Annotated in this window: 10 protein-coding genes; 7 read left to right on the top strand and 3 right to left on the bottom strand. The window is 72.5% G+C overall.

Annotation, left to right across the window (positions count from 1 at the left end; all coding sequences use genetic code 11):
* Positions 1-27: 27 nt before the first annotated feature.
* Entirely contained in the window at positions 28-12528 is a 12501-nt protein-coding gene (locus tag LNW72_RS33905; RefSeq protein WP_250978864.1) for a hypothetical protein, read from the top strand.
* Between the two features lie 82 nt (positions 12529-12610).
* Here the strand turns inward: LNW72_RS33905 and LNW72_RS33910 are convergent, their stop codons facing one another.
* The 3 genes from LNW72_RS33910 to LNW72_RS33920 all read right to left on the bottom strand — a co-directional run bounded on the left by LNW72_RS33910 (position 12611) and on the right by LNW72_RS33920 (position 17574).
* Positions 12611-13504 (bottom strand): RICIN domain-containing protein, encoded by an 894-nt coding sequence (locus LNW72_RS33910; RefSeq protein WP_250978865.1) that lies wholly within the window; start codon positions 13502-13504, stop codon positions 12611-12613.
* A 150-nt stretch (positions 13505-13654) separates the two neighbouring features.
* Positions 13655-15694 carry an ATP-binding protein gene (locus LNW72_RS33915; protein WP_250978866.1) on the bottom strand — a complete coding sequence of 680 codons (2040 nt, stop codon included), beginning with the start codon at positions 15692-15694 and terminating at the stop codon, positions 13655-13657.
* Positions 15695-16320: 626 nt separating this feature from the next.
* On the bottom strand, positions 16321-17574 hold the full coding sequence (locus LNW72_RS33920) for an AI-2E family transporter (protein ID WP_250978867.1): 1254 nt from the start codon (positions 17572-17574) through the stop codon (positions 16321-16323).
* 227 nt (positions 17575-17801) lie between these two features.
* Here LNW72_RS33920 and LNW72_RS33925 point away from each other — a divergent pair, with 227 nt between their 5' ends.
* The 6 genes from LNW72_RS33925 (at position 17802) to LNW72_RS33950 (ending at position 24810) form a co-directional block, all read left to right on the top strand.
* The gene (locus tag LNW72_RS33925) at positions 17802-19046 is read left to right on the top strand and encodes an MMPL family transporter (protein WP_250978868.1); all 1245 of its coding nucleotides are present in this window, start codon (positions 17802-17804) and stop codon (positions 19044-19046) included.
* Between the two features lie 5 nt (positions 19047-19051).
* Entirely contained in the window at positions 19052-19960 is a 909-nt protein-coding gene (locus LNW72_RS33930) for an MMPL family transporter (protein WP_250980417.1), read from the top strand.
* Between the two features lie 148 nt (positions 19961-20108).
* The gene (locus tag LNW72_RS33935; protein ID WP_308402070.1) at positions 20109-20753 is read left to right on the top strand and encodes a Crp/Fnr family transcriptional regulator; all 645 of its coding nucleotides are present in this window, start codon (positions 20109-20111) and stop codon (positions 20751-20753) included.
* Between the two features lie 210 nt (positions 20754-20963).
* Complete coding sequence (locus LNW72_RS33940; protein ID WP_250978870.1) at positions 20964-21872, top strand: hypothetical protein; 909 nt, start codon at positions 20964-20966, stop codon at positions 21870-21872.
* Positions 21869-23905, top strand: coding sequence for a hypothetical protein (locus LNW72_RS33945; protein WP_250978871.1), 2037 nt, complete (start codon positions 21869-21871; stop codon positions 23903-23905). Before LNW72_RS33940 ends, LNW72_RS33945 begins: the two co-directional genes overlap by 4 nt.
* Complete coding sequence (locus tag LNW72_RS33950) at positions 23902-24810, top strand: hypothetical protein (protein WP_250978872.1); 909 nt, start codon at positions 23902-23904, stop codon at positions 24808-24810. Before LNW72_RS33945 ends, LNW72_RS33950 begins: the two co-directional genes overlap by 4 nt.
* The last annotated feature ends 16 nt before the right edge of the window (positions 24811-24826 follow it).

Raw genomic sequence — 24826 nt, forward strand, 5'->3', positions numbered from 1 at the left:
TCGGTGTCCCCGTCCGGGACCGCGCCGTTGGGATCGTCTGCACCGACCGAATCCGGTGGTACCACGCAGCGCGGAGCGCAGTCCTCGGCGACCCCTCCCGCCGCCAACACCGGGAGCGGCCCGGACAGCAGCGAGGGCACGGTTCCGCCGGTCGCCCCGGTCGCCCCGGTCGCCCCGGTCGCCCCGGTCGCCCCGGTCGCCCCGGTCACTCCCGTGTCTCCGGTCGCCCCGGTGCCTCCGGCGGCCTCCGCGCCGGCCACGTCCGCTCCGGCCGCTCCCGTCGCATCTAGCGCCCCCATCGCACCGACCGCAGCCACGGCACCCACCGCACCGACCGCAGGAACCGGTGGGGCGCCCACCGTGGCAGGTGTGCGGCCCGCCAACCCCACTACGGTGGCGTCCGGTTCGAGGGCCACGGCCACCTCGGGGAGTACCTCGGGGAGTACCTCGTCCGGACCGGTGGAGCCGTCGGCACCGGCGACGGACGGCACCTCGTCCGCGGGCAGTTCCGGCACCAGCGGGACGTCCACCACCGGTGAGACACCGGCGGCGGGCACGTCCGCCTCCCGCCATCCGGGCGCGGCGCGGTTCGACATCGACACGGCGCGGGCGCGGCTCGACGACCCCTCAGTGCCTGAGGAGCGGCGGGAAACCTCCCTCCAATGGGCCGCGGACGCGGTGCTGGACCGGATCGGTCACGTGGCGCCGGGCGACAACCCGCTGGGTGTGGTGCCACGGGTGGAGGAGGTCATCGAGCTGGTCGCGGCCGAGCACCTGCGGGGTGGACACCTGCCCGCAACGGCCTTGCTGGGCTCTCTCGTTCAGGGTCCGCAACCCCTCGTCCCGCCCCCCGTCGAGCAGGCATCGGTGCAGGTCCCGCAGGGCACCCACCTGGCACCGCCGTCCGGTCGGGCGAGCGTGGACCCGGTCCGGGACTGGGAGCAGATCTCGGCCGTTTCCGGGCAGCGGCGCTCCGGCGCGCTGCGCGGCATCGACGAAGCGGTGCGGCGGTTGGGCCCGGCCGCCGGCCGGCGTGACCTGGAGCAGGTGCTCGCCGCTGTCCGGACGTGGCAGAACGAGAAGTCGCCGGCGAGCAGTCGTTGGGCGGCGGTCGGGCAGCTCGAGGCCGCAGTGCGCGGTCGGCTGGATGCGGTGAACCCGCCGCGCCCCGGCGCGCAGGCCGGTCCCAGCGCACCGGCCGGATCCTCCGCACCGGCCGGATCCTCCGCGCAGGCCGGGTCGTCCGCGCAGGGGCACGCAGGCCCTGCACCGGCGGTGGTCCCTGCGGGGCCGCGTCCCGTCGAGGTGGAGGGTTTTGCGCCCGCGAGTGGTTTCGAGGCGGAGCTGCATCGGTTCCGGGTGGGGGTGCCGGCGGGGGAGGACCTGTTGTCCTACGGCGATGTCGTGGTGCTTCCCGGGCTGCTGAAGATCACCTTGGACCGGGTGGGAGACATGGCCGTCCTGGAGGTGGTGTCCGATCCGGCGCGTGGACTCGTTCGGGGACATTCCGACGGTCGGGCCGAGCGGTCGGAGGTGTTGGCCGCGTTCCGCAGGGTGCGGGTGCTGCTGGACGCAGCGGTGCCGGGTGCGACGCTGGCGCGGATCTTCTCGGCGTCGGAGGGTTTCCAGGTCGCGGTGGATGCGGAGGATCTGCCGGTGCGGGGTGGTAGGGCCAACGCTGGGGAGACGATTCTGGTCCATCACACCGCGACGACTCCGCTGAGCGGGGTGATCCGGTTCCTGCAGCATGTCGGCGCTCGCATGCGGCGTGAGTCGGAGCCGGTGCAGATCGCGCACCAGGATCTGCAGGGCGCGGTGCGGTTCGGCCAGGCCGTCCTTCCACGGTTCCAGCAGTGGCTGGCCGGCCGCCCGGATCTGGCGGGTCAGGTGAATGTGTGGGACGCCGATGAGGTGGCCGGCGCACTGGTCCTCGGGTACACGCAGGTCGCAGCGGCGGTACGCGACACCGAACCGGGGCGTCCCCGGGCGAAGGACTTCACGGCGGGCGCTTCCCGGGAGTCCTTGCAGGCGGTCCGGGCCGGGCTGGGCGTGGTGCCGAGGGTGTTCCTGGAGAGCGACGCCGGTTGGCTCGCGGGCGAGTTCGAGCGCACTCTTCGCGCCGACATAGGAACGACCGAGGGGTTGCTGAACCGGCCGCTGCATTTCTACAACGAGGCGACGATCGGGAACTACCTCGACAACCTGCTTCGCGCGGTTCCGGAGCGGCTCGTCGACCAGTATCAGGCGCTGAGGATCCGTTCCCACTTCGGTGTGCTGGACGGCAACCCGGAGGAGGGGAGCGGGAATCCGCGTATCGTGCCGTCGGTCGTCCGGGTGGAGACCCGGCCCTACGCGTCGGCCCAGTCGACCGAGGACACCATCGAGGAGGAGCACAACACTCTGGCGGAGCTGTCCCTCGAGCTCTACAACGACGCCCGCCGGCAACACGGACTCCCTCCGGTCGGCGGCCCGGTGGCACAACCGGCCCCCGCCGCCGCAGGCACGTCGTCCGCAACAGCGCGCCCGGCGCCCCCGACGACCACGACCGTGCTGGAACAGCCCGCCACCCACGTGTCGCCCACGACGGAGACATCCGCCCGCGCGCTCCCGGCTCCCCTCTCCGACCTCGCCACCCGGCTGCCCGGGATGACGGCCGAGGAACGGTCCCGGGAACTGACGCTGCTCCCAGCGGCCCAGCTGGACGTGCTGGCCGCCGACGAAGGACTGGTCACCGGCCTGCGGGACCACCTGCCGCCCGCCGCCTTCGCCGGCACGGCCGCCCAGCTCCTGGTACGGGTGCCCGAGGGGGTCGAACAGCCGGTCTCCGCCCGGCAGGAGGCGCAGGACCGGATCGCCGGCATGCTCGCCGACCCCGAGGTGGCCGCGCGCCTGCTGACCGGGGGCACCCGGATCATCGTCGTCCCCCGGGACGTCCCGATGACCGCGCTCGGCCCGTTCGCCGCACTGCGCGGCACCCGCATCGAGGGACGGCCCCTCGAATCCCTGCGCGGCATCCTCCACAACGGCCAGGTCGCGGCCACCGAGGAGAACCTGCTGGGGGAGACCACCGGGGTGCCCGGCGACGGTGTCTACCCGGACGGCTACTCCACCACCACCCACGAGTTCGCGCACGCGATCCACGAGCGTGGTCTGAGCGCGGCGGACCGTGCGATCATCGCGGGCGCCTACCGGGCCACGGTGGACCAGGGCACGGCCGCGCACTGGCCGGACGGTCCGCTGCGCGACCCCTCCGGCGTCCGCGCCGGTGCCAACTACTCCTCCCGCGACGAGCACGAGTACTTCGCCCAGCTCAGCAACGCCTACCTGGGCACGAACACCGGCACCGACCCGTACACCGGGGCACTCCGTAACAACGGCGCGGACTGGGTGCGGACGTACGAGCCCGGCCTGCTGCCCCTGCTGGAGCGGCTCTACGGTCCGCCGCAGGAGAACAGGGCCCGGGCGAACCCCGTCACCGCGGTGCAGGCCGAGAACGAGACTTGGGCCGGCTTCCGGGCGCTGTGGGACCGGGCCGAGCAGGAACTGCGGCCTCAGCCCCATGCCCCGATGCCGCCGGTCACGGACACGCAGGAGAGCTCCGTCCCGGACCAGGGGTCCTCCGCGCCCCTCGCCCCGGAAGAGGTCCGTCCGGCGCCGGGGACCGGGACCGGGGACCCGATCCGGGACTGGGAGCAGATGTCGGCGGTACCCAACCAGATCCGGTCCGGCCCCCTGCGGGCCATCGACAAGGCGGTACGGCAACTGCAGCACGACCCCGGCGCCCCGGCCCTGAACCGGGTGCTCGCCGCTGTCCAGACGTGGCAGGCGGGCAAGTCTCCGGCGAGCAGCCGCTGGCCGGCGGTCGCGCAGCTGCAGGCCGCGGTCCAGGGCCGGCTCGACGCGTCCCGTCGGCCCGCCGCGCACGGTGAGAGCTCCGCGCAGGGCGCGGCACGGGAAGCCGCCTCGGCGCGGGGTGCCGCAGTGCCGGCCGTGCAGCCGGCGTCCGCGTCCGTTGCCGTTGCCGGCGCGACCGCTTCGGTCGAGGTGGAGGTGGAGGGTTTCGCGCCCGCGAGTGGTTTCGAGGCGGAGCTGCATCGGTTCCGGGTGGGGGTGCCCGCGGGGGAGGACCTGTTGTCCTACGGCGATGTCGTGGTGCTTCCCGGGCGGTTGGCCATCACCTTGGACCGGGTGGGCGCCATGGCTGTTCTGGAGGTGGTGTCCAGGCCGGCGCGTGGGCTGGTGCGGGGGCACTTCGACGGTCGGGCCGAGCGGTCGGAGGTGTTGGCCGCCTTCCGCAGGGTGCGGGTGCTGCTCGCGTCGGCACCTTCGGGTGCCACCCTGGCGCGGATCTTCCCGGCGTCGGAGGGCTTCCAGGTCGCGGTGGATGCGGAGGATCTGCCGGTGCGGGGTGATCGGGCCAACGCCGGGGAGACGATCCTCGTGCACCACACCGCGACCACTCCGCTGAGCGGGGTGATCCGGTTCCTCGAGCACGTCGGCGCTCGCATGCGGCGTGAGTCGGAGCCGGTGCAGATCGCCCACCAGGATCTGCAGGGGGCGCTGCGCTTCGGGCGTTCTGTCGCTCCCCGCTTCCAGCAGTGGCTGGCCGCGCGCCCCGATCTGGCGGGTCAGGTGGATGCGTGGGACGCCGATGAGGCCGTGGGTGCCCTTGTCCTTGCGTACACACAGGTCGCAGCGGCGGTTCGGGACACCGAACCGGGGCGTCCCCGGGCGAAGGACTTCACGGCGGCCGCCTCCAGGGAGTCCCTGCAGGCGGTCCGGGCCGGGCTGGGTGAGGTGCCGCGCGCGTTCCTGGAGAGCGACGCCGGTTGGCTCGCGGGCGAGTTCGAGGGAACCCTCCGCGGCGACATGGGGACGACCGAAGGTCTGCTGAACCGGCCGCTGCGCTTCCACAAGGAGGCGACGATCCAGCACTACCTCGACAACCTGCTCCTCGCGGCCCCTGCTCAGGTCATCAGTCAGTATCAGGCGCTCAGGATCCGCACTCACTTCCGTGTGCTGGACGGCAACCCGGAGGAGGGGAGCGGGAATCCGCGTATCGTGCCGTCGGTCGTCCGGGTGGAGACCCGGCCCTACGCGTCGGCCCGGTCGACCGAGGACACCATCGAGGAGGAGCACAACACTCTGGCTGAGCTGTCCCTCGAGCTCTACAACGACGCCCGCCGGCAACGCGGACTCCCTCCGGTCGGCGGCCCGGTGGCACAACCGGCCCCCGCCGCCGCAGGCACGTCGTCCGCAACAGCGCGCCCGGCGCCCCCGACGACCACGACCATGCTGGAAGAGCCGGCCACCCAGGCGCCCGTCACTCACGTGCCCCCCACGACGGAGACACCCGCCGTCTCGGAGCACCAACCGGCAGGTGTGGAGGCCCAACTCGCCGAGCACGGACTCCTCCCGGTGTACATTCCCGCCGACGGAGACGCGCTGGCGAACGCGCTGATCGCCGTAGCGCCGAAGGAGAGCGGGCAGGTCGTCGGGCAGAGCCGGCCCGCCGCTCCGGCGGAGCTGCGCGCCCAACTCGCCGACGCGCTCGCGGCCGACCTGGGCAGGGAGCCCGCCGCGCGCGGGCTGCTGTCGCCGGGGACGGTGCCGAACGGGCCGGACGGCGCACCGCTGCTGCCCGGAACGGCTGCCGGGGTCAGCGCGGACGAGATCGTCCGCGGGGTGCGGACCGGGAGCGGACCCGCCTCCTCGGACTGGCTGACCCTCGCGGTCGGGGCGCCCGGGCTGCGGCTGCGGATCACCGTACTGTCGCCGTCCGGTGCCCCCTGGACGGTCGGACCCGCCGACGGACGCCCTGTCGTCCTCCTCCAGCAGGAGCGGCCCGGGCCCTACACCGCCCGCTGGGTGGCGACCGAACCCGTAGCCGCGGCCGAGCAGGCCCGGCGCCCCCGCCAGGAGAGCGCGGACGAGACCTCCGGGGCCACCCGGGGCGGTACGTCCTCCGCCGCGCCATCGGCCGCGACCCCGGGAACGGCCCGGAGCGCCGTCGGGTCGCCCCCGGCCACCCCCGTGGCCAGGCAGGCCGCAGCCTCCAACCCGGCGCGGCCCGCGGTCTTCTTCGGCCCCGACCCCCGGCCGGTGACGCCCACTCCGGCCGCCGCCGCGACGGAGAACCCGCCTCCCGTACCGGAGACCTCGCCGGCCCCCACCATCACGACAACCGCCGCGCCCGCCCCCGAGAACGCCCTCGTCCCCGCCGCCCACGATCCCGGCGAAGGCAGCTCCCGCGACGCCACAGCCGTCGGCAGCAGCGGCGGCGGCAGCGGTGGCGGGTCGGGCTCCGGGTCCGGGTCGGGCTCCGGGTCCGGGTCCGGAAGAGCCCCCGTGGCCCCAGAGAGCGCCGCCGCCGCGCCCCGCGCCCTGTCGCCCTACGTCCGCGACTACGGCGCCCGGCACGACGGCCTCGTCGGGCTGGTGCCCCACGAGCCCGTTCCCGAGGACGTACTCGCCGCGCTCCACCAGCAGGTGCTGACCGCCCTGGGCGTGGCGCCCGGTGCCGCCGAGGCAGCGGTGCGAGGGCAGCTCGCCGAGCAGCTCAGCTCCCCGGAGATCGCCATGCATCTGGCTTATGTGCGGAGCTCGCGCGGGCATCGCGTCACGGTCACCGTGGACGGCACGGAGCACACCGTCGACGTCCGGCTGCGCCTGACCGACCCGCGGCATGCCACGCGCCAGGGAACCCTGGGCGAGGTACCGCGTACGACGAAGTCGGAGCGGCAGGGCGACGGCGGACAGGCCTCCTCCGCGGGCGAGAGCTCCGGCACGCTGCGGACGGTCCCGGTCCCGTGGACCGGGATCTACAACGGACCCGCCGGGCCACTGCGCTGGTTCGACGGGGCGCTCACCCTCAACCTGACGCACCATCAACTCACGCAGTCCACGACGGTCAGTGAGGGCGTCACGACCACGACCATGGAGCGCGCCAACGACCCCGCGCACGCCGTCGACTTCACCGGCCGGTGGCAGGTACGGGTGGACACCGACCGGAACGCGCCGGGGGACACCTGGGGCGCCGAGCGGGGCCACGGGCCGCTGACCGTCTGGTTCTCCGAGCACCGGGCCTTCGACCACGGCGGCGCCGGCGGCCCGCTGCCGGAGCCCGCCGGGCTGGACGACCTCCCCCTGTGGGGCGTGGACGCCGTCGGCGAACCGGGCAGACTGCTGGACCAGGTGCTCGACGACGCCGCCTTCGCCGCCCTGCACAACCTGGGCGCGGACTCCCGGCGCGAGCTGGAGGAGTTCCTCGCCGAGAGGATGCTGCGCGCCTCCCTCCCGATGCAGCGGGACCGCGGCGTGTACTCGCCCGTGCTGCTGGACGACAGCGGCAACGCGCTCGGCGTGCTCCGGCTCGCCGCCACCGTGCGGCCGGGGGACGCGAGCGCGCAGACCCCGGACGGCCAGTTCCGGCTGGAGTCCTGGCTCACCTACTCCTCCGGCGTGGACCGCTCGGCGCGGCTCACCAACGGCATCGGGCTCGACGGCAGCGGCGGGCCGTCGTTCACGTCCGACCACGCGCCCGGCCACCCGTCCGCCGCCACCCGCACGGGCGGTGGCGTCTACGCGAAGGCCGGTGTCTCCTGGCAGTCCAACGACTCGCTGAACACCAGCAACAAGGCATCGCTGATGCACGGCCTCTACTCGGACAGCAACCATCTGCTGATCCCGGGGGACGTCACGTACCGGATCACGCTCGTCCGCCCGGGCGGCGGCGAGATCACCCGCTCCTACGGTCCGTGGCGGGAGGGCGTCCAGCTGCGGCTGCTGCCGCGCGGTGTCGCCAACGGCCGGGCTCCCGGGGCGAACGAGCTGCGCGGGCTCCCCGGCCACCTGGAACACCTCGAAAGCATCGGCTTCTCCGCCGTGCCCCTTGCCGTCAACGGCACGGAGCAGATGTTCCGGAGGGCGGAGGAATGGCTGCGCCAGGAGGGATTCCTGCCGCCGCGGGAGCACGGCTACACGGTGAACGAGCCGCGGGTGCAGTCCCAGCTGGCCAACCTGCGGCGGTTCGAGCAACTGCGCTCCAGGCTGGGCCAGGCCGCCGCGCTGCCGGACGCCGTCGAGGGCGGCCGGCCCGTCTGGTTCGAGCTGCCCGGCCACCTGAGCGGCAGCCGCCGCGTCCAACTGCGCTTCACCGCCGCCCGGGACCGGACCCCACGCCCCGGTGAGGTGGGCACACCGCCCGCCGTGCACACCCGGCATCTGCCGGACGTCCGGATCACGGGATTCAGCTCCCACGAGGCACGCGGCACCCGGCAGAGCGGCACCCAGGTCGGCGGCACGGTGGGTGGCGGGGGTGGTCCCCGCTGGGCGCTGGCGGACGGCGGTTGGGCGCTGGACTCCACCGGCGAGTACGTCCGGGGCGCGCAGCGCTCGAGTTCCGCGACCGCCGGATCCGCGGTGACGGACCAGCTCACCAGCACGGTCAGCGGCAGCACCGAACTCTTCGCCGTCCCGGCCCGGTTCGCGCTGAACCTCTACGAGGGCGCCGCCGAGGACCCGCTGGTGCGCTTCGCCGATCCGGCTTCCGACCCGGCTTCGGCCCCCGCGCCCGGCGAGGCCCGGCCCGCGCCGACCGGGCCGCTGGGCCTCCCGGCCGCCCCGGCGAGGCAGCTGACCGTCGCCGGACACGTCACGCTGGCCGTGCCGCACCACCGCACGCTCCCGGCGCAGGGCCGGATCGTGCCGCCGCCCACCCTGGACGTCATCCGCACGCCCCGCACCGACGGCGGACCGCAGGACGACACCGTGCGGTCCGGCCTCACGGACGCCGCAGGACAGCCGCAGCCGGGGCTGATCCGGCTCCCCGACGACGCGCTCGTGGACACCTTCCGCGGCAGCGCCGCCCTGCGGGAGGCGTTCCGGCAGCTCGTCACCGGGACCTACCCCGGCCACCCGCCCGCCGGGGCGTTGGGCCGCCGACTCCACACGTTCAGCGGCCGGATGCCCGACCTGGTGACGGCACCCGGCACCTGGCTGGGCGAGTACCTGGCCGGCCCCGCCGCCGGGAACCAGGGCGCCTTCGCCGGCGAGGTCCTGAACCAGCACGTGCGGGTCGCCAACCTGCTCGCCCGAGCGCAGCAGATCTTCAACGGCTCCTATCTCATCGAGGGCCTGGTCCTGCCCGGACTCGGCGCCGACCAGGAACTGTCCCTGGAGATCACCGGCTACCTGCACCACGCCACGCACGGCGGCTCCTTCCGCAGCCAGGGCAAGACCGACCTGACCGCGAGCGACGCGTCCGCCCAGCAGCGCTCCGTCGCCACGTCCCATCAGTTCGGGGGAGGACTCACCGCGCTCCAGGCGGTGCCCACCCCTCCCGTCGGCGGCCCGCCGCCGCGGGCCTCGCAGGCCAACCCGGGCCTGCGGGTCGCGGGCACCAGCCGTACCGAGGCCGTGAGCGAGCGCTCCGCGGGCACCTCGGTCGTGCGGGTGCCGGTGGAGTCCGGCGACCAGCATCTGATCACCGCCGACGCCACCCTGCTGGTGACGCTGCGGCACGGCACCCGGAACTTCTTCGGCAACTTCGTGGGTCTGGGCAGCCGGGACGGCATCACGGTCGCCATCGACCTGCCCCGTGCCGTGCAGTTCACCCTGGCCACCAGCCAACTGGGTCGTTTCGCGCGCTGGTTCGCGAACGTGCCCGGCCTGCCCCGGCCGGTGCTGCCGGCTCCCACGGTGCCGCTGCCGGACCACTTCGCCCGCACCCGCGAGCTCGGAGCCGGCAGCGTGCTGTCCGTCACCCAGCTCGACGACCCGGTGCGGCGCAACGAGAGCCGCGACCGGCTGCACCGCGAGCTGCTGGCGCTGGTGGAGCGGGAAGCGCCCGGCGTGACCCGTCCGGGAAACGCCGCGTACCTGCCGGGGGTGGCCACGCGCATCGCCGACCTGACCGCACCGGCCGCGGTGCGCGCGCTGCCCGCGCGGGGCACGGTCCGGCTGTGGTTCCGGTACGCCACGACAGGCGGCACCCGGCTGGTGGAGGTCACCCTGAACGCCCGCCCCGAAGCCCAGACCCCGGCCCTGCGCCGGATGCTCGGGCGCCCCGCGGGCGGCGGGGCCGGCGTGGAGGTGGTGGGCATCCACGCGCCGGACAACAGCGCGGAGTCCCAGGGGATCAGCCGGACGCTCCAGGTGACGGCGACCCCGATCTCCCGGTACGCCCGCCCGGGCGCGAGTGCGGGCCGCACCGACCGGACCGGCCCGGTGCTGTCCGCCTCCGTGACCCGCGGCCGCACCTCGCGCACCGACTCCTCCGCCGACGACCGGCACTGGACGCGGACCGGCAACTCCGCCGACTTCGACGACATCGGGTACACCTTCACCGGCTCCGTCCGCTCCGAACTGATCTGGGACTGGCCGCCGGACCTGGTCGGCGGCTTCCTGGAGAACGGCTGGGTGTCCCTGACCGCACGGGACGGCAGCGGGCTCGCGCAGCGGCTGGCCCGGATGGTGCGCGGCCGGCCCGCCCGCGAGGTCCGGGTCCCGGCGGCGGTGGCCCTCCGGTTCATCGCCGCTGAAGCCGTCGCACCGCGCCCGCACGATCCGCCGGTGCGGCCCCGCATCACGCACACCGATCCCCGGGCGGCCGCGCCGCACGGACCGCTGCCGGTCGACGGGCGGCCCTTCACCGCCGGGCCCGCACTGCTGCCCACCGGTCCGACACCGGTGCTCGGATTCAACGGCCTGCCGCAGCTCGCCGAGGCGTTGCGGACGGTGGCGCCGGGTATCGCGGGCGCCCTGGACTGGTCGGCGGACACACCGCCGGATGCCGCGGCGGCCCGGTTCGGGGAACTCGTGCAGGCCGGGCGGATCAGCGTCGACCTGTCCGCCACGGCCGGACCGGCCTCCACGATGCCCGGGGCCTGGCCCACCGGGAGCGGTCCCGAGGAGACCCCCGTACTCCACGTGACGCTGCACAACCCGCGGCCGGTCACCGACGCCGAGGACGTCGCCGTGGACCGGCTGCGGCGCCCCGCGAGCTCCTCCAGCAGCTCCTCGGCCGTGGGCTCGGCGGCGGGCATCGGCTACCAGTTCACCCAGAGCGGCAACCGGTCGAACCGGCACGTGGTCGGCTTCACCACCCCGCTGCTGACCCGGCAGCCGGTCACCCGCACCAGTGGTTCCTCGGTCTCGGCCGCGCAGCGGGACCGGTTCAAGACCGGTAACCCCGCCCGCTCCGCGACGGGAGCCAACACCCGCAGCTACGAGACGATGGTGGACGCGGTGGTCACGGTCACCGGACCGGAAGGCACCCGGTACGTCACCGGCAGCGCCGTCGTCCGGCTCTTCGAGCGGGACCTGCTCGGCCACGGGGTGATCGGGCCGCGCACCGCCTCACGGGTCTACGACCTTCCGTCGATGCTCGCCCGGCAGCCGGACGCCGTGCTGCGGGACTGGACGAGACACCCGGTCACCGAACTGCCCGCCGTGCTGGCCGGGGAGCTGTCGGGCGGGGAGAGCGGAGCCCAGCTCTGGCTCGACCTCGGTGCCGACCCGGCCGGCCGCCGGCTGTCCCGCGCCCTGTACGTGGGCTCGCGGACCGCCCAGGCGGCGGGCCGTCCGGTGGAACTGGTGCTGCGCGGCGGAACGGGGCTGAGGTTCTGGCCGTTCACCGCCGACGGACGGCTCGCCGACCTCACCCCGGCAACCACCGACACCTGGAACCGGCTGCGTACGGCGGTGGTCACCGCAACCGACGCGGCCGCCGCGGAAGCGGACGCGGCCGGCCACGAGGCCGAGCTGCGCCCGCGCGAATCCCAAGCCGCCGAGGAACTGGCCACGGCGCAAGCGGCGTTGGCCGCAGCGACCACCGCGCACACCACCGCGGCCGGGGCGCTCACCGCGGCACGGACCGCCCGGCAGTCCCTCGCCGACCGGATGGCCGAGGCCGAGCGGTTCCGGGCCGAGGCGCAACGGGCGGCGGACCGGCGGGACGAGGCCGTCACGCGGGCCGAGGAGCGGCTCGCGGCGGCGGAACAGGCGCTGCACCGGGCCCGTGAGGAGGCCGGGAGGAGCCGGCCGGCGGTCTCCGGCGCGGACGGGGCGGCGGCGCCGCAGGCCGGTCCCGGCCCGGAGGCCGTGTCCGCCGCGGAGTCCGCGCGGGACACGGCCCGGGTGGAACGGGACATCGCGCGCGGGGTGGCCGAGGCGGCGCGGGAGACCGCCGAGCACGCGGCCGGTACGGTCGCGGAGCTCCAGGAGCGGCTGACCGCCGCCGGGGAACGGTTGAGCGCGGCCCTCGACGAGGAGCAGACCGCTGCCGCCGCCGTCACCCGGGCCGCCGCTGCCCGGGACGAGTGGCAGCAGACGCACCGGCGGCTCGGGGAGGAGCTGCGGAACACGCGTCAGGAGCAGGTCGACCAGCAGCGTCTGCAGCAGGGCGCGTGGGCGCAACTGCCCGGTCTGGCCGGGGCGCTGGCCGCCGACCGGTGCCGGGAGGGGACCGGCGGCGCCCGGTTCCCGCTGGACTCGCTCTCCTCGCCGCCCGGCGGTGCGGGCAGCTGAGACGTACGACGGCCCCGGCGGAGGATTCCGCCGGGGCCGTCGCGCATGGTCCGGTGCCTGCCTGCCGGCCGGCTCGGTCAGGTCAGATCAGCCGCCAGAGGCTGTCACGGTCCGCGTCGCACCGGTCCATCCACACCCAACTCGCGGTCTTCGGGCTGTCGCCCCAGATCGAGAGGCACAGCTGGTTGCTCATGTAGTTGCGGATCCTGACGGTGCCGTCACCGACCGGGTCGAGCCACCACAACTCGTTGTCCTCCACGGTGGAATGGCAGTTCGCCTCCTGGATCTCGGTGCGCGCAGGCTTCGGCACGCGCTCCGGCACGTCTATGCACAGACCGTCCTTGGCGTTGACGAAGAGGACGAGCGAGGCGCCGCCAGGACCCGTGTCGCCGCGGTGGACCTGCATGTTCCACTGCTGATTGTCCGCGCCGGTGCCGTCGCAGTGGCTCTGGATGAGCATCATTTGGTACTGCCCGGGGCCGGTGCCCGGAAGGTCGGCGCACATGCCGGTGGCCGCGTTGCTCAGCAGCACCCCTGACCGGTCGGAGAGCACCATGGGGCGGGGCGCTGCCTTCTTCTCGGCCTGGGGCTTGCCCTCCTTCGAAGGCTTCGCAGGAGGGGCGGCCGGAACGGCATAGGGGGCCGGGGCCTCCGCACGGCCGGTGGGCTGCGCCGGCTCTGCCGGCTTCGTGGGCTTTGGAGTGGCCGGCCGGGACGGGGACTGCGGGATCTTCTTGAGCGCCGCCGCCTGTTCGAAGGCCAGCTTCTGCTCCTTGGCGTCGGCGTCCGCCTGATAGCTGCGCCAGGCACCCATTCCCAGCGTGCCGCCCGCCACCAGCGCCAGCACCGCGGTGGCACCGGCGACCCTGATGCCCAGCCGGGAGCGCTCGCCCGGCTGTTGGGCGGTGCTCGTCAGCGCGTCGACGAACCGCGCCCGCTGCCGCCGTTTCGCGTCGTCCTGCTCGGTCTCACTCAACGCCCGTCCCCAACTCGCGAGAAATCGTTCACATGCATCCGTCCGGCCCTGCCCCGGGCCTGCCAGTCAACCACCGGGGGTCCCGTGACGGCCGTTCCCCGAGCGGGGTGAGCACGGGATGAGCACGAGGTGAGCAGTGCTCGGACCGCCTCACCGCGGCACCGGCCCGTACAGCTCGCGCTCCCGCAGCAGTTCCGCCGCCTTCGTCAGCGCCGTGGAGAGCCGGCGCCGGTAGGTGCTGAAGGACAGCGCGGCCCTGCTGGCCGCGGCCTGCTGGCTGCGCGGCCCGCCCAGGTAGGTGATCTCCAGCACATCGCCCAACTGCCGCTGCCCTGGATACGCGCGCAGTTGCGCCACCGTCTCGGTCAGCACCTCGCGGAGCGCTGTCGCGTCCGCGCCGGGCGCCACCAGCCGGGTGCCGAGCAGCGCGCTCTCCGCGAGCAGCCGGGGGTCCCGCACACTGCGGTAGGCGTGCTTGACGGAGTCGACGAACTCCGGCCACGGCATGGTGGATTCCACCAGCGCGGCGGTCGGCGCCAGCGCGCACGCGGGCTCGTCGCTCAGCAGCCGGAAGCGGAGCGTCGCGGCCCAGCGGTCGAACGGTGCGCCGCGCCAGTCCTGTACGAAGGGCAGCACCCGCTCGCCGTCGGGTCCGTCGGCGGGCGCCGTCCGCTGCTGCCCGTACAGGGCGAGCAGGGACGCGAGCGCCGACTGCTCCCCGCTCGTACAGGTCCAGCTCACGGCCAGGCCGGGCGTGGTCGCCCACAGCGTGGTCAGCGCCGAACAGACGGCCGCCGCGCTGCCGGTGCTCCAGCGGGCCAGCAGCAGCCGCTCGGTACGCCGCAGCGGCGACCGGCCGTCCGCGCGCTCGAGGGCGGCACGCGCCACCGGGTCGTCCGGCAGCCGCGTGGCGCCCGGCTCCAGAAGGGGTGCGACGAGCACGCCGACGAGCCGGCGGCCGTCCTCGGCGACGGTGAAGGCGGCCGGCTGGTACTCCCACCACCGCAGGGCCAGCGCGCCGGCCGCGACACCGTGCTCCTTCCCGATCGCGGCAACCGCCCCGTCCAGGTCCTCCCGGCGGGCGGCGCGCCACCGGATCCGGTCCGCGCCCCGCCAGTCCACCGCCTCCCGCGCCACCCGGTTCGTCCGGCCCAGATAGGCCAGCCCCGCACCGGACGCCCAGCGGTCGCCGACCCGTTGTCCGAGCCGCTCGGTCAACTGGCCGTGCAGCCGGCCGAACAGCGACTCGTACTTCTCCGGTCCGCGCCACCGCAGATCGGCCAGCAGCGCCTCCCGCATCAACTCGTGCGGCACCAGTCCCTCCGCGGTGCTGTGCACGAACGACAGGCCGCACAGCCAGGTGTACAGCTCGTGCGCCGTGGCCGGCGGCACCTCCAGCGCGTGCCGTACCGACTCCTCGGTGGTGACCCGGGCCAGCGCCAGCACGTGGAGGGCGTCGATCCGGGACAGCGACAGGCTTTCGCGCAGCATCAGACGCAGGAGTTCGGCCACCAGGTCGGGGGAGTCGCGCAGTTCCCAGAAGCAGCGCTGTTCCAGGGCGCCCATGGACTGTCCCCGCGCGTCGGCGAACAGCGCCAGCGCGAGCGGCAGTCCGTGCGCGGCACGCACGATGCCCGGGACCTCGGCCTCGTCGACGTCCCGGTTGCGCAGCAGCAGCGCGGCCTCCGCATCGTTCATCCCGGTCAGCCGCACGCTGCGCAGCGCGTGCCACCACTGCGGATCGGTGCGCCACTCGGCGGACGGCGGCAGCCGGCTGCCGACGACGAGCAGCGGGCGCGACGGCAGGCCGGGCAGGAACACGTCGCGCAGCCACCGCTCCAGCGGGCCCAGCGACTCCGCGGAGTCGATCAGCAGCACCTGCGCGCCCGCCGGCCCGCCCTGCGCCTCCAGCGCGGCCAGGAACGCCTCCGGCGTCGGGTCCGTGTGCCGCAGATCGACATTGCGGGTGACCCGGCCGTGCGCCTCGGCCTCCTCGGCGAACCGGCGCAGCAGGGTGCTCTTCCCGACGCCCGCCATGCCGTGCAGCCACACGACGAAGCAGCCGCGCCCATCGCTGAGCATCAGCTCCCCCAGCAGCCGCAGTTCGGCCACCCGGCCGGTGAAGACCTTGCTCCAGGACACTGCCGGCACGTCCCCGTGCGATTCCACCGGCAGGGCTGTGGGAGACATCTGCATGGTGTGTACCTGCAGTCCTTTCCTGTGTGACGACGGCTCCGTCCCGGTGGTCGGCCGGGTCGGTCTCCGCGTCATCGATACGTCCAGCGAGGGTGTGGGTGCACGGCCTGTCGGTCCGGCACATCCGGTGCCCGGTGTGCGTGTGGATCACGCACACCGTACGTATGGTCGAAGATGGTACGTAGTGCCGGTGACCGCGGCGCCGGCATCACCCGCCCCCGATGGGCCGCCAAGCGCCGGAACGGGCACGATCGGCCCGTCACGCGCCCGTTTCCGCGCGCCCGGGCTGTGTTGCGGTGCCGCCGCCCCACCCTTGCCTCAACCCTGCCTGAACTGAGGTTTCTTCACTCCGGCCGGCAGCTGCGCCGCTGGCGGAGGAATGGATTCCGCGGGTGATCCGGAGCCCGGAAACGGGCAGGAATCCGTCAGGATTGCGTAAGTAATGTTCACGGCTTCCCGTCGTGGCGAAGCGCTCTCCGCCAGGTTCGGCACCCCGACTGACGACCCCGATGCGGGAAGCGCCGTGCGGTCGCGTCAACCGCCCGTGGAACCGCGGAGGGAACCGGCGGCGCGCCGGCACGTCGTCCTCCGGATCGGCAGGCGCACCGACCCGCGGGAACTCAGGATTCCCGCCCTCCGTCGGGGGCCGGGTTCCGCGGCGGACCCGGTTCGCCCGCCGGGCGCAGCGCCTGATGGACCGACCAGAGGACGGACACCAGCGGTACGGCCACCACGGCGCCCATGACGCCGGCCGCGACGGCGCCGCCGATGACCGAGAACGCGACCACCACCGGATGCAGCCGGACGGCCCAGCTCATCACGATCGGGTGCAGCAGATGGCCCTCGATCTGCCCGATGATCACGATGAGGGCGACGACCATGGCCGCGATCAACGGGCCCTTGGCCGCCAGCGCCACCACGGCGGCGACGGCGAGCGCGATGGGTGAGCCGATCAGCGGAATGAACGCGGCGAAGAACTCCAGCAGAGCCAGCGGGAGCGCGAGCGGCACGCCGAGGACGAAAAGGGCCACGCCGACCAGGATCGCGTTGATCGCGGCCACCAGCACGATGCCGTGGGTGTAGCCGGTGAAGGTCCGCCAGGCCGCGCGGCCCCCGGTCATCACCCGTTCCCGCGCGGTGGGCGGAAGCTGATCGCAGAACCAGCCCCACTGCCGGTCGCCGGAGTGGATGAAGAAGACCGAGGAGAACAGGGCCAGCGCGAACACGGTGAGGACCTCGACCAGCCGGCCGGCGCCACTGACCGCCGTACTGATCAGGGTGGACCGGTGGCTGGACAGGAACTGACCGATCCGGGACTGGACGTCGGTGAGTGCCGCCGGGTTGAGCCGGAACGGCGGCCGCTGGAGCCAGTGCTCGATCCTGTCGACGCCCGCCCGGAACTCCCGGTCCAGCCCGGCGCGCTCTCCCGCCACCGCCCCGCCGACCAGGGCCAGGACGCCGAGGGCGAGGACGATACTGCCGAGCAGGGTCACGGCGACGGCGAGCGGTCGTGGCAGGAAGCGCTCCAGGAGGTCGGTCACCGGCCGGAGCATCGCCGTGATGACCAGGCCGAGGAAGACCGACACGGTGATCTCGTGGAACCGCCCGAGCACGGAGAAGACCGCGTACACGAGGGCGCCCACCACGAGGATCCGCCATGCGTACGCGGCAGCCGTCAGCAGAGCGGGGAACACTCGCGGCTCACCACCGGGCCCGGAGCCTGACGCCGGGCGCCGGCCGGCCGGGTTGCCGGCCGGGGGAGGGGCGAAGCCGCGCAGCGCTTGGCGCGACGCCTTACGGATCCGGTGCCCGCGCCCGGCGGACGGCGCGACGGGGTCCGGACTGCCGGACTGCGGATGCGATGGCCTGGACATCTCCAGGCTCGTACCACCGGAGCCCCGCCCTGCCACGCCACCGGCCCGACATTCGCCCGAAGGCGCGCCGACCGTGTGGCGTAGGCCGACGGAGAAGGCGTCACGGGAACAGTCATTCGGCCCGCAGGCTCTGCCGTGTGGTGCAAAGTATGCAAATCTGTCTGATAACAGAGGAAAGGGACCGAGGGCTGAGCTCGGGCACCTTACGGCGTGCGGGAGGACCGGGCATGCGTCGGTGGGCCGAGTTCGTGCTGCGGCATCGCAGGGCGGTCGTGGGGTTCTGGGGTCTCGTGCTGGTCGCCGGCGTGCTGTTGGCGGGCCGGACGACGGATCGGCTGACGATCGACTTCTCGCTGCCGGGTCAGCCCGGCACCGTGACGGCGCACAAGATCGAGCACGCCTTCGGCAGCGGCGGCGACACGAGTCCGTATCTGGTCTCGGTCACGCTCCCGGCAGGGCAGACGATCACCGGCCACGAGGCCGAGGTCGGCCGCGCTTTCGCGGCGGCGGGCACCGCGGCCCCGAACGTGCGGGTGATCGATGAGGCGAACACCGGCGACAAGGCGTTCAGGACGAAGGACGACCGCACCGCCTACGCGATGGTCTTCTACCGGTTCAACCCGTCACCGAGTCAGAAGCTGCTGACCGATCCCATCCAAGCGGCGGTGCAGAAGGCCCTGCCGTCCGGCGCCACGGTCGGGGTGACGGGCCAGGACGTGCTGGCCTCCGGGGGCAATGACGGCGGCGGGCCCGGGGTGCTCGGGGAGACGCTCCTCGGTGCCGTCGGAGCCCTCGCCGTGCTCGCCTTCGTCTTCGCCTCGTTCCTCGCCTTCCTGCCGCTGCTGGTGGCCGCGGTGTCGATCCTCGCGACCTTCGTGATGCTGCTGCCGCTCACCTACGCCACCGATGTGTCCTTCATCGTGCAGTTCCTGGTCGCCCTCATCGGCCTGGGCGTGGCGATCGACTACTCGCTGCTGTTCGTCACCCGCTGGCGCGAGGAACGCGACCGCGGCCGGGACAATCACGAGGCCGTCGTGGTCGCGATGGAACGAGCCGGTCATGCGGTGGTGTTCAGCGGTGTGACGGTGGCCATCGGCCTGCTCGCCCTCGTCGTCCTGCCGGTCCCGTTCCTCCGCAGCATGGGCTACGGCGGGGCGCTCATCCCGCTCGCGAGCGTGATGACGACGCTCACCCTGACCCCGCGATCCTGGGCGGCATCGGGCCGAAGGTCGACTGGCCGAAGATCCGGCACGAGAACCGGGCGAGCCGGTTCTGGAGCCGCTGGACCGCCGCCGTGGTACGGCGCCGCTGGATCGCCGCCGGCGCCGCGTTGGCCGCGCTCGGGGTCCTGGTCGGCGTCTTCTTCGGCATCAAGATCGGCCTGGCCTCCTCGGAATCGCTGGCCAAGAACGGCTCGGCCTACGACACCCTGCAGACCCTGGAGCGCGGCGGCGTCCCGACCGGCGCGCTGACCCCGATGGAGGTCCTGGTCCGCACCGACCAGGCGAAACCGGTCGCCGCCGAGCTGGCCAAGGTCGACGGTGTGAGCAGTGTCCTCGTGCCTGTCGGGCCCGCCGGCAACCGGGACGGACAGAGCATCGTCGTCGTCATCCCGGACCACGAGACGGTGAACTCGAAGAGCGTCGACGTCGTCAAACGGGTCAAGAGCACCGCGGCGAACTTCCCCGGCGTCAGCGGTGTCGCCGGCATCGGGGCAGCCCAGATCGACTTCCTGCACGCCGTCTACGGCAACTTCCCCCTGATGCTCACCATCATCGCGCTGCTCACGTACATCCTGCTCGTGCGCGCCTTCCGCTCCCTGCTGCTGCCGCTGAAGGCGGTGCTGCTCAATCTGATCTCCCTGGCGGCGACCCTGGGCCTGATGGTGCTCTTCTGGCAGAACGGTCACGGTTCCAACGCGATCTTCGGCATCGCCGCCACCGGAGCCGTCACGTTCTGGATCCCGATCATGATCTTCGCGTTCCTGTTCGGACTGTCCATGGACTACGAGGTGTTCATCCTCTCCCGCATCCGCGAGGAGTACGACGCCGGCCACTCGACCGACGAAGCGGTCATCGAAGGCATCGGCCGCACCGGCCGGCTCGTCACCAGCGCCGCACTCATCCTCTTCCTCGCCTTCGCCGCGCTCGCCTCCGGCCCCGGCACCGATCTCAAAACCCTGGCGACCGGCCTCGGCCTGGGCATCCTGATCGACGCGACCATCGTGCGGATGCTGCTCGTTCCGTCCCTCGTCTCCCTCTTCGGCAAGTGGAACTGGTACCTGCCCAAATGGGCAGCCCGCCCCCTCCGCGTACAACCGTCCTACCCCCACCCCGATCAGCCCGCCCCCGGGCCCCAGCCCGAGCCGCAACCACCCAGGGGCTGAACCGCCAGCCTATGGGTCCTCCGTTTGTAGCAGCCGTTACCGGACAAAGTTGCCCGACTAGCCTCAGATGTGGTCGGACAGGTGTAGAACTCGTGAGTCGGCCGGGGGTGAGGTGGTCGCGTACGGGGTGGGCGGGGGAAGGCTACGGGTGCTGTCGGACGAGGCATGGCATGAGCTACGGGGGCAGGGAGCGACCCGCACCTTTCGTGAACGCAGCGTCATGCTGAGGCAGGGGTCAGCGGGAACGCACCTGCTCGCACTCACTGCCGGCCTCGCCAAGGTCGTGCGCCGGGAACCGGACGGAGTCGTGAGCTGGCTGGCCTTCCGGGGACCGGGGGACCTGCTGGGCGAGGTGTCGGTCTTTGACGGCACCCCGCGCACGGCGGAGGTGGTCGCTCTCACCCCGTGCACGGCCGTCGTCCTGGAAGCAGAGCGATTCCTGCGATTCATCGAAGAGCGTGGACTCGTCATGGACTTGATGCGCCAGGCACTGTCCCGGTTGCGAGAGTCCGACACACACCGCACCGAATTGCTGACCCTTCCGCTGGTCGTCCGGTTGGCGCGGGCACTCCTGCGACTGGCGGAACTCAAGGCGCTCGGAACCGAATCGGGCGACGTACGGCTGACCGGCCTGAGCCAGGAGGAGATCGCCCAGGCAACCGGAGTGACCCGCAACGCGGTCATCACCGGACTGCAGCGACTGCGGGAGTCCGGCGCGGTGGAGACGGCCCGCAAGGTGATCGTCATCAAGGACATACAGGCACTGCGGGACTGGGCGATGACCGCGCTGTAGGTCCCGCTCGCGCCGCCCTTCTTGCGGACCCGCTGAACGTACCCTTCCGTGCGGTGAGCGGTAATCGCCGTTTGAACCTGCCCGCGCTGTGACGTGGGACACCCCCTCAGTGCCCTGCGCTGTGCACTCGGACGGACCCACCCGGCGGAACCTCGAATCAAGCCGGAAGCCGGCTTCGTCACCGCCCCACCGTCCACGAGGAGATCACGCATGTCCACGCCCGTTCCCGCACCGTACGCCGAGAGCCGACCGCTTCCTCCCTACCGGGCGCTGTTCGCCGTCGACGCAAAGGATTTCACCGGCCTTCCCGCCGTGCAGCACGGTCCGGTGAGCCAGCTGATCCCGGAACTCGTCGACCAGGCACTGGAACGTGCCGGGCTCCACGAGCTGCGCGACTCCAAGCGGTTTCCGGCCAATACTGGGGACGGAGTGGTTTTCGGCTTCGACCCGGCGTTGCTGCCCTTCGTCCTCTGGCCGTTCCTGGGCGTGTTGGACGGCATCCTCGGGGCGTACAACAAGCAGTGCGTAGGCCCCCGTATCCGGCTCCGGGCCAGCGTCCACGTCGGGCCGCTGCCGGACGCGGACAACCCCGGCGACGGCAACGGTACGGCCCGCAACGACACGCACCGCCTTCTGGACTCCCGACCGGTCAAAGCCATCCTGGCGGCGGCCAGCGAAGAGGTCACGCACCTGGTGGCGATCATCTCCCAGCGCGTGTACGAGGATGCAGTGCTCGGCGCGTACACCGGACTGCACCCCGACCGGTGCGTGGAGGTCCCGGCCACCGTGGAGGGGAAGAACTTCTCGCAACGGGCATGGTTGTACGTCCCGTCGCCCTCCGGGAACCTCATCCAGGCCGGTGTGCGACCGCGCGAAGAATTCGCAGAGCAGGCCGACGCGTCTGCCGACCAGGAACAGGAACCGGCGACTCGACCCGAAACGCACTACAGCGGCAACACGCAGCGCGTGGGCGAGGGCGCAGCCGTGATGGGGAACGTCGGACGAGATATCAAATACACCGGCTCTTCGACCTCGTACCGCGGCACCAACCAGCACTGGGGTGGCGGCGACAACGTGGCGGGCGACAAGCATGTCGGCGAGCGCGGGGAGCAGCGGTGAGCGCCGACGCCGACACGGCTCCCGACCCACCCGGCCAGCGCGCTGACGCCCGCGACCCGGGGAACTCCTACCGCGACAACCAGCAGCGGTTGGACCGGGGACTGGCGGTCATGGGCGGAATCACGGGTGACGTCATCGTGAACATGGGCGCCCCGCCCGATGAGGACGCCACGGACAGTATCGTCAAACCCCGTCTGCGCGAGGGCCCCTACCCTGCGGCCGACGTTCAAGCGCGCTTGCGCGGATTCGTCGAACCACCGGCCTACGCGCAGTGCCGGAAGATCCTGGACAGCCACATTCTCGTGCTGAAGGCCGGCGGCGGCGCAGGCGCGAGCACCACCGCATTCGCACTGCTGGCAGAACGGCACGGAGTCGACGGGATCACTGGCCTGGACTCCCCGGACGACCTCAGGCGCTGGAGCCCCAAGGAAGGGCGCGGCTATCTGCTGCAGAGTCTGTCCCCGACGGCCGCCACCTCGCTCAGTGAAGTCATGCTCATGGAGCTGGCCGCTGCGCTGCGCCGCCTGGGTGCTCATCTGGTCATCACGGTACGGACAGAGACGGCGCTTCAAGGCGGTACGACGCCCTGGCAGGTCGTGCATCGTCCGCCGAAGCCGGCCGATGTAGTCACCAAGCGCCTGAACATCATGGTCAAGGACGGTGAACTTACCCCGGACCAGAGCACCGAGGCGCTGAGACACCTCGCCTCCGCAAGCTTCGCCAGTCACCTGCACGCCCACCCGCTGCCACAGGACGGTGTCGACACAGCGCAGGGGCTGCGCGATCTCGTGGCGACTGGGAAACCCGCCGCATCCGTACTCCACGACCTGCAGACCGGCAGTCCCGCGGAGGCTCGCAGAGCGCTGGCGGAATCATGTCACCAGGCCGGCAATCTCTCCCTCATGGCATCGATCTCGTTGCTGGCCGAACAGGATCGCACGGTCATCGAGGAGTTCAGCGCGATCCTGCGCCCCCACATCGACGAACGCGACGGCCCGATGCCCGCCACGGATCGACCGCAGAGCCGCAACGTCCTCGGGCCGGCCTTCCAGGACCGACTGGAAGCCGTCGGCGCCTGTCTCCTACCGTCTCGTTTTGGAGCCGCGCAGCGTTACCCGGTTCAGCCGGTCGTCTTCTCCGGCCGGCATCGTTCGGACGCCCTGCTCCGGTGCCTGTGGCTGGACTACGAAGGTATGGCGCGCCTGCTGTGGAGAGCTCTGGAAGAGACTCCTCACCACCCCGGCATCGAGTTGGCGGCGGGTCAGGCAATCGGAAGGGTCTTGGCCCATGCGACCGGCCCGAACACCCTGCGCCAACTGCGGCCCTTCGCCGAGTCGGACATGCGCTGGCGGCGCCGTCTGGTGGCTTACGCGCTCGGGGAGATGGTTCAGGACCCAGCCCTCACCGGAGCCGTACGGGAGCAACTACGGCAGTGGAGCCGTGTACGTCTCGTACCCCTCCGCTGCACCGTTGCCGAGACCTGTGCGGGCAGTTTTGGGCTGGCCCGTCCCAGCACCGCCCTCAAACTCCTGGATGCCGTACTCGACGAACCGGACAAGGACCTGGCGGACAGTTTGCGCACTGCGGTGTCCTTCGCTCTGAGCACCCTTCTCTCCGAGGATGTCAATCACACCCTCGTCCTTGATTGCCTGCGGGAGTGGCAGGAGGCCGATCCAGGCACACAACGCCACGCCATGGCGGTGCACGTCATCGAATCCATGTGTCTGACGACCTTCCCCCGCCCCAGCGCGCCGGGCGTACGGCGCCTGCGTCTCGCCGACCTGCTCGCGAACCACCGCGAGGCGGCTTTCGCCCTCGTCGTCACGGCTCTGGACGACCCCGTCACCCACGACACGATGGCGGCGGGCCTGTCTTTGATCGAGAGGAATCCGGAGCAACGGCAGCGGTCCGCTCTTCCGCAATTCCTCGTCGCACTCTCCGCCGTGGCACAGAGCCACCGCGGCGTCCTGCGATTCGTCCTGCGCCGCCATCGCGCTCGTACATCCCCACCAGCAGAAGGGTTCACCCCATGACCGCTCCGGTCATCACACCCCTGGACTCCTCGCCCACCTGGCAACTGCTTCGCCACCGTCTCGGTTCCTCGGCCGACCGAGCTTTGGTGTTCCTCGCGCACGACGGGGACGACGCCATGGTGCCGTCCGGCGGCGTCGACAACTGGGGCTACCCGCGCCCGACAGTGCGCGCAGTGCGGCAGGGGGACTTCTCCGACATCGTGTGGGTCTCGGTCGCGGAGCGGCGGATCCAGGTCGACATCCCACGCCGACCGCCGAGGCCTCCTGCCCGCTACGGGGTGGTGTGGAAGATCAGCGATCCGGTCGTCGCCGCACGAAGCCAGATCACCGAGGAACGCGCCCGGCACCTGGTGGTCGGTCACATCAGCGAGAACGCCACCCTGCCCGGCAGTGCCGACCCCTTGCGAAAGCCACCGCCGCACATCGGCACGACCGAGGTCACACCGCCCGGGCTGGCACAGGCGATCGACGGCTTCGGCCTCATCTACTGGTTCCTTGACCCACCAGCCGCGCTCCTCCCCACGCCCGGCACCGGTGCGGAACCCCTCCTGCCGGCAGGGTTCGGCGAAGCACACCGCGAGGCGTACCGCTTCTACCGGGAGGTTGTCGCAGGTGGCCCCGTGGGCTTGGCGGCCCTCTGGTTGCTGCATCAGCCGGAACAGGCGAGAGAGGTACTCGACTGGACGGTGACCCACCGCAATCTGCTCTCCGAACGGGACAGTTGGGAACGCGCCCTCGCCGCGACGCTTCAGTCACTGACACCGGAGGACCGGAGTTTCGTCGGCGTCAATCTGGCACGCGTTCTCAGCGACGTGGGAGTACCGCAGGGGGACGAGATTCTGCACCGGATCACCGGCACACGTGGTGCGGGGAACGAGAACGGCCCTTACGAGGACTCCCAGTGACGGGAGGACGGTACGC

Origin of the sequence: Streptomyces sp. RKAG293 (genome assembly GCF_023701745.1) — a bacterium.
GTDB lineage: Bacteria > Actinomycetota > Actinomycetes > Streptomycetales > Streptomycetaceae > Actinacidiphila.